At 31.0% G+C, this 7,491-nt stretch carries 7 protein-coding genes and 1 pseudogene; 4 read left to right on the top strand and 4 right to left on the bottom strand.

The features are described from left to right. Positions 1 to 283 precede the first annotated feature (283 nt). From hemE to hemA, 4 genes are read right to left on the bottom strand one after another with little or no spacing between them, the layout of a single operon-like run. Entirely contained in the window at positions 284 to 1,309 is a 1,026-nt protein-coding gene (hemE, locus tag QZ824_RS09895) for a uroporphyrinogen decarboxylase (RefSeq protein ID WP_291275858.1), read from the bottom strand. A gap of 42 nt (positions 1,310 to 1,351) precedes the next feature. Then, positions 1,352 to 2,014 carry a uroporphyrinogen-III synthase gene (locus QZ824_RS09890; RefSeq protein ID WP_291275857.1) on the bottom strand — a complete coding sequence of 221 codons (663 nt, stop codon included), beginning with the start codon at positions 2,012 to 2,014 and terminating at the stop codon, positions 1,352 to 1,354. A 2-nt stretch (positions 2,015 to 2,016) separates the two neighbouring features. Beyond that, a complete protein-coding gene (hemC, locus tag QZ824_RS09885; RefSeq protein ID WP_291275856.1) occupies positions 2,017 to 2,943 on the bottom strand; it encodes a hydroxymethylbilane synthase in 927 nt (308 codons plus the stop codon). An 11-nt stretch (positions 2,944 to 2,954) separates the two neighbouring features. Continuing rightward, positions 2,955 to 4,223: a glutamyl-tRNA reductase gene (gene hemA, locus QZ824_RS09880; RefSeq protein WP_291275855.1), complete on the bottom strand. Its 1,269-nt coding sequence runs from the start codon at positions 4,221 to 4,223 to the stop codon at positions 2,955 to 2,957. Positions 4,224 to 4,453: 230 nt separating this feature from the next. Between hemA and QZ824_RS09875 the strand changes: the two genes are divergently transcribed. From QZ824_RS09875 to QZ824_RS09860, 4 genes and pseudogenes are all read left to right on the top strand, one after another. Further along, complete coding sequence (locus tag QZ824_RS09875) at positions 4,454 to 5,326, top strand: helix-turn-helix transcriptional regulator (protein ID WP_291275859.1); 873 nt, start codon at positions 4,454 to 4,456, stop codon at positions 5,324 to 5,326. 11 nt (positions 5,327 to 5,337) lie between these two features. After that, positions 5,338 to 6,357, top strand: coding sequence for a ferrochelatase (gene hemH, locus QZ824_RS09870; RefSeq protein WP_291275854.1), 1,020 nt, complete (start codon positions 5,338 to 5,340; stop codon positions 6,355 to 6,357). A 3-nt stretch (positions 6,358 to 6,360) separates the two neighbouring features. Then, positions 6,361 to 6,912: a CopD family protein gene (locus QZ824_RS09865; protein WP_291275853.1), complete on the top strand. Its 552-nt coding sequence runs from the start codon at positions 6,361 to 6,363 to the stop codon at positions 6,910 to 6,912. After that, positions 6,905 to 7,491: pseudogene (locus tag QZ824_RS09860) on the top strand (two-component sensor histidine kinase); the annotation flags it as partial. The gene QZ824_RS09865 and the pseudogene QZ824_RS09860, both read left to right, overlap by 8 nt.

Raw genomic sequence — 7,491 nt, 5'->3', positions numbered from 1 at the left:
TTAATTTGATTAATAAATTAGATGATAAAATTAAAATAGCCAAAAGTAAAGGACTTGAGTATAAATTAGTAGCTTCTGAACCCTTAAAAAAAAGAGATAAAAATGCTAATAATAAATATACAAAAAGAAACCATTTCCCTTTTTGAAATTCAAATAAGTTATTATATCTAAAAGTGATAGGATTTGAATTTTTTCCAGACAATAAAAATAATATGTTTCCGAAGCATATTATGAAAGGAATGTAAATATGTAAAAATCCTTTAATCAATTTTAATCGAAGTATTTATTTTTTATACTCTTTCACCGCCTCAACAAATGCCTTAGCATGATCCACAGGGATATTTGGTAAAATACCGTGACCTAAGTTTACGATGTATTTGTCTTTTCCGAATTCGTCAATCATTTCGTGAACCATTTTTTTGATGGTTGGGATTGGAGAAAGTAAACGACTTGGGTCAAAATTTCCTTGTAACGTGATGTCACCACCAGTTAAATAACGCGCATTTCTAGGCGAACACGTCCAGTCTACTCCCAAAGCAGAAGCTTTTGATTTTGACATTTCATTTAAGGCAAACCAACAACCTTTTCCAAAAACGATTACTTCTGTTTCTTCGGCTAATGCTTCTACGATTTGGTTGATGTATTGCCATGAGAATTCTTGATAATCAACCGGAGAGAGCATTCCACCCCAAGAATCGAAAATCTGAATCGCATTACAACCTGCTTTTACTTTTTCTTTTAAGTATAAAATAGTTGTATCAGTAATTTTTTGTAATAGTAAGTGAGCCGTAACTGGATTTGAAAAGCAAAATCCTTTAGCGGTATCAAAACTTTTAGAACCTTTTCCTTCAACAGCATAACAGAAAATAGTCCATGGCGAACCAGCGAAACCAATAAGCGGAACCTCATCGTTTAACATCTCTTTAGTTAATTTTACCGCATCCATCACATAACCTAAAGTTTCATGAATATTCGGCACAAAAACTTGATTTACTTGTTCAGCAGTACGAATTGGATTTGGAATTATTGGGCCTAAATTATCTTTTAATTCTACGTGAATCCCCATAGCTCTTGGCACTACTAAAATATCTGAAAATAAAATAGCAGCATCTGGTTTTACAATTCGAATAGGTTGAACTGTAATTTCAGCAGCTAATTCAGGTGTTTCACAACGGGTAAAAAAATCATATTTATCGCGTAATGCTCTGAATTCTGGTAAATATCTTCCAGCTTGACGCATCATCCAAACTGGCGGACGTTCAACTGTTTCTCCTTTTAAGGCTCTTAGAAATAAGTCGTTTTTTAACATAGTTTACGGTTTATAGTTTACAGACCAAACTGAAATGTAAACCTATTTTTTAAAATAATTTATACATTGAATAATCACATTTTCAACGGTGGGTTGATGGGCAATTATTATATTTTTTGAATATTTTTCAACGGCTTTTGCCGTTGTATTCCCAATACAAAAACACATTTCATTAGTAATTGTATTCTCTTTAGTAAAACTTGATACACCAGATGGACTAAAAAACAATAAACCATTCATTTTTGTTCCAATTTTTATTGGTGTTTCTACGGTTTCGTATACTTCAATAATTGTGTGTTTTAGTTTATTTTTTTTCAAAAATGTGGGAATGGTTTCTAATTTAGATTTCCCGCACAAAAAGGTAAAACTTTTATCGAAGTATTTACTTTTAATTTCTTGAATTAATTGTTTCGCTTCAGGTTGAGTATTTAAAACTATAAATCCATTTTTTTGTAGCAGATTTTTGGTTTTTTCACCCACACAAATAACAGGTTTTTTAATTAATTCTATTTTATGTTGAAGAACGTTTTGAACGGCGTTTTGACTAGTAAAAATCAAAATATCATTCAATATAGGCATTTCAAATGATAGTGCCCTGGTAGTAATAAAATCTTCATCAATAACAACAAATCCTGCATTTAACAAAAACCTTTTTTGATTGATTGCTAGCTTTTTTGTTGATAGAATACCGATTTTTTGTTCCACAATTACTTTTTTAACTGTAATTTAATTGTTTCCATTACTTCCTTTCCGCCGTTATCTAAGATTTCTTTAGCCGCATGGAAACCTAATTTTTTCCATTCAGAAATGTCGTATTTTCTATCAATGGCTAATTTTTGTTTGCCGTCAATTGAAAATAAGGCACCTTGAAAATGCAATTCATCTGTTTTTTCTTCATAGGTTGCTAAAGCACCAATAGGAGCAGTACATCCGCCTTCTAAGGTTCTTAAAAATTGTCTTTCAATGTAGGTACAAATTTCAGTTTCAACATGGTTTAGTTCAGACAAAGCCTCTAAAGAAAACGTATCTTCTGCCATAGCAACTACCACCATAGCACCTTGTGCAGGAGCAGGGATCATCCAATCTAAATTGATAAATGTATCCGGTTTCAAATTAATACGCTCTAATCCAGCTGCGGCAAAAATAGCTCCACCCCAATTGTTTTCTTGCAACTTTTGCATACGTGTATTTACATTTCCTCTTAAATCAACCGTTTGATGTTGCGGATATTTATGTAACCATTGTGCTTGTCGACGTAAACTTCCAGTAGCAATTGTACCTTCACTAGTTAAAAAATCTAAATTCCCTTTGTGTACTAATAAATCAACCGTATTAGCTCGCTCTAAAACAGCAGCTTGAACGATACCTTGAGGCAAGGCAGTAGGCACATCTTTCATGGAATGAACAGCAATATCTACTTGACCAGAAATCATGGCAATATCTAGAGTTTTAGTAAAAATACCCGTAATTCCTAATTCATAAAGTGGTTTATCAAGAAGGATATCGCCTTGTGATTTAACAGCAATAATCTCTGTTTTATAGCCTAAATCGTTTAGTTTTTTTTCTACAGTATTAGCTTGCCAAAGTGCTAACTCGCTGTCACGAGTACCTATTCTAATCGTTTTACTTTTCATTGTTTATGCCATCAGATTAATGGCTGTGTTTCTTTATTTTCTAATTGAAATACCTTTTGAATCCATTCTACACTTTCATCTACAGAAGTATTTTCGTCTTTTAAATGATTCGCAAAATGATTCGTGATTTTCTGAATCAAACGAGCCGTAATAATTTCGGCTTGTTCTTCATCAAAGTTATCCATTTTTTTCTTTTGGTAATTCAATTCAAGGTCTTTAATTGAGTTTAATTTTGCTTTTAACGCATGTATAGTTGGTGCATATTTACGACCTTTTGTCCAAGTCATAAACTCATCTACAATTTCTGTTATAATCGCTTCTGCAGCTGGGATGTGTTTTTTTCTATTTTCAAGAGTTTCATCTGTTATTTGTGAAAGGTGATCCATATGAACAAGAGTAACTCCTTCAATATCTTTTACATTTTCATTAACATTCATTGGAATAGACAAATCCAAAATTAAAAGTGGCTTTTTTAAATCTAAAATTGTTTTATCAACTGTTGGATTTTGTGCTCCCGTTGCTACTACTAAAACATCAGCTTTTTGAATTTCAACCTGTAAATCGGCATAATCCTTAACTAGTAAATCTAGTTTTTTAGCTAATTTTTCTGCTTTATCTTTAGTTCTATTAATTAAAGTAATTTGGTCATGTTTAGTATGCTTCACTAAATTTTCACAAGTGTTTCTACCAATTTTTCCTGTACCAAAAAGCAAAATGTTTTTAGAAGCAATATCTTCTACATTTTTAAATATGTATTGAACAGAGGCAAATGAAACAGAAGTAGCTCCTGAAGAAATTTCAGTTTCATTTTTCACTCGTTTACTTGCTTGAATTACTGCATTCACTAATCTTTCTAAATAGGCATTTGCTAATAAGTGCTTTTTACTTTCCGTAAAGCCTAATTTGATTTGAGAAATGATTTCAAAGTCACCTAATATTTGACTATCTAAACCTGTACCCACTCTAAACAAATGATTTACAGCTTCTTTGCTTTTATAAACATAAGCTACTTTTTGAAAATCTTCAACCGTACCTTGACTGTTTTCACACAATAGTTTTATTAATTGAAAAGGATGCTGTGCAAAACCATATATCTCAGTTCGATTACAAGTTGAGATTAAAAATAAGCTTTCAATGCCTTCTTTTTTTGCTTGCAATAGCAAATTAGTCTTAGCTTTTTCATCTAAACTAAATTTTCCTCTCATCTCGGCATCTGCCTTCTTATAGCTTAATCCAACTGCGTAAAAAGAAGGATGTTTTATTGGGGTATTGTTGTCCATTTTTGCTTTTACCTAAAACGTGAAACAAAATTATTATCTCTTTTAAAATAAAAATAACGCTCAAAGTACTTTTTATATCGCTTAATGTTTTTTTGTTTATTTACTCTCTCTAAATCGTTAAATATTATATATTTGTGTAAAATTATGATGCTTCACAGTAACTAGTTTAGAATAATTATAAATAAATATTATTCGACTATTTGAAAAGCATATTATGGAAAAATAACGCTATGGGTTCAGTAGAAGAAATAAAAATTGATCAAGATTTTATTTTACTTCGGTTTCAAAATGATACAGACGTAAGTGAACGATTTGAAAAACAAGTAGAAACCGGATTAATACAATTTCACTTTAATGTGAAAGGAAAGGGTAAGTTTATCTTCAATAATGGTAATTATGCCCTTGATTTGAAGGAAGAAAAATCGTTGTTATTGTATAATCCTCAGAAAGAATTGCCTTTGCATTTAGAAATTTTACCTAAATCTTGGATTATTTCAGTATTGATTTCAATAAAAAAATTCCATGCCTTATTTTCTTCTGAAGCAGAAGTTATTCCTTTTTTAAGTAAAGATAATTTAGAGCGAAAATATTACGGCGAAGAAGATATTACTCCTGCAATGGCTATAGTATTGAACCAAATTTTTCATTACAATCAAAACACAAGTATTAAAAACCTGTATCTAAAAGGAAAAAGTTATGAATTGTTGAGTCTTTTTTTCAATCGAAATGAAGATCCAAATGCTGAGCATTGTCCCTTTTTAGCAGATGAAGAAAACGTTTTAAAAATAAAAAAGGTCAAAGAAATAATCATTGCACGAATGGCTGAACCACCTAGCTTACAAGAGTTAGCAGACGAAGTTAGCATCTCTTTAAAAAAATTAAAAGAAGGGTTTAAAGAAATTTATGGCGATACCGTTTTTAATTTTCTATTTGATTACAAAATGGATTATGCAAGAAGAATGCTTGATACTGGTTCATATAATGTTAATGAAGTAGGATTAAAAGTTGGATACAGCACGGCTAGTCATTTTATAGCTGCTTTTAAGAAGAAGTTTGGGACTACTCCAAAAAAATATTTGTTAACTTTGAAGCAAAATAGCTAAAAAAGAAAAAAATGAAAAAAGGGGTATTATTGGTCAATTTAGGCTCACCTGATAGCACTGAAACGAAAGATGTCAAAAAATATTTAGATGAATTTTTAATGGACGAAAGGGTTATAGATTTACCCTATTTATTAAGAGCTTTACTTGTAAAAGGTATTATTTTAAACACAAGACCAAAAAAGTCTGCCAAGGCATATAAAAAAATTTGGTGGCCTGAAGGTTCTCCTTTAATTGTACTATCAAAACGATTACAAACTAATTTGCAAAAAAAAGTTAGTTTACCAGTTGAATTAGCAATGCGATATGGCAATCCTAGTATTGAACATGGACTAACACAATTAAACAATCAAGGGGTTGATGAAGTGCTTTTATTGCCTCTTTACCCTCAATTTGCAATGGCTACTACGGAAACAATTGTAGTTTTAGCAGAAAAAATTAAAAAAGAAAAATTTCCAACAATGAAGTTAGAAATTCTACCTGCTTTTTACAATAAAAAAGATTACATTAAAAATTTAGCCGATTCTATCCAAGACAGTTTACAAAACTTCAAATCTGATTATATTTTATTCTCATACCATGGCGTTCCTGAGAGACATATAAGGAAATCAGATGTCACAAAAAGTCATTGTCAAATCAACAACACTTGTTGTGTAACACCTTCCGAAGCGCATGACTTTTGTTATCGTCACCAGTGCTTAGAAACCACCAGACAAGTTGCAGAAGTTTTGGGATTGGAAGAGGGAAAATTTAGCACATCATTCCAGTCAAGATTAGGAAGAGACCCTTGGTTGCAACCTTACACAGATGCAACTATTGATGGACTAGCACAAAAAGGAATTAAAAAATTAGCCGTTGTCACCCCAGCATTTGTCTCTGATTGTCTGGAAACACTAGAAGAAATAGGAATGGAAGCCGCCGAAAGTTTTAAAGAAAATGGAGGAGAACACTTCTTGTCAATTCCTTGCTTAAACGACAGAGAAGATTGGGTACACACCTTAACTAGTTGGGTACAAGAATTTGAAAAGAAATAAAAAATGGAAATATACAATACCATTAAAGCATTACATTTAATTTTCGTAATTACTTGGTTTGCTGGCTTATTTTACATAGTTCGTTTATTTGTTTATCATGCTGAAGCCAAACAAAAAGAAGATGTGGAGCAACGCATATTAGTTAAACAATACCAACTTATGCAGTATCGTTTATGGTATATAATTACTTGGCCAAGTGCTATTTTAGCCAGCTTCTTTGCTTTCTGGATGTTGTTTTTCACCCCAATTGGAAGCGCTTGGTTAACAATGCCTTGGATGCATGTTAAGTTAACTTTTGTTTTTTTGTTGTATTTATATCATTTAAAATGCCATCAAATTTTCAAGCAACTACAACAAGACAATGTAAAGCACAGTTCAACTTTTTTCCGTCTTTGGAATGAAGGTGCTACTCTCATTCTTTTTTCGGTAGTGTTTTTAGTTATTTTAAAAAATGCTATCAATTGGGTATTTGGCGTTTTAGGAATAGTATTGTTTTCTATTTTATTGATGCTAGGATTCAAAATATATAAAAAAATCAGAGAAAAAAATGAATAAATGGTATCAATTAAAAAGCTATTCTCTTCGACAAAGAATCTTCATGTCGATGATTCTGCTTACCGTTTTTTCATCCATTTTAATTTCTTTGGTTTCCATTTTTCACTTTAGATATGAAGCCCAAAAATATCATGAAGAACGCTTATCTAGAAAAGAAAATGCCATCAAACAACATATTGAGTATATTTTAAAAAACACACCTTATAAGTTAACCGAAGAAAATACTTTTAAAATATTTAGAAACAAAATTTTTGAACTTTCTGACATTCATGGACTTGAAGTTAATTTTTTTAATTTAAAAGGAAGATTAATTCTTTCTTCAAATCCATATTACTACACTAAAAAAAAGACAATTCAACTAAAAAAAGAAACATTAGACAAATTAGAATCTTCATCCAATCAGCGCATTTTATTTATTAGGCTAAATAGAGACGATCAAAATGTGATTGCCTCATATTCCTACATCAAAAACAACAACTTTAAAAGTTTTGCTATTTTAAATGTTCCTTATGTAGAAAGCAATGATTTTTATAATGAAGAAATTAGTAATTTTTTAAAAAGATATGCACAGGTCTACAT

It is taken from the genome of Flavobacterium sp., from assembly GCF_021151785.1.
Taxonomy (GTDB): Bacteria; Bacteroidota; Bacteroidia; order Flavobacteriales; family Flavobacteriaceae; genus Flavobacterium.
The sequence above is the reverse complement of the archived record's forward strand: the minus strand, read 5'-3'. Positions and strand labels throughout refer to the sequence as shown.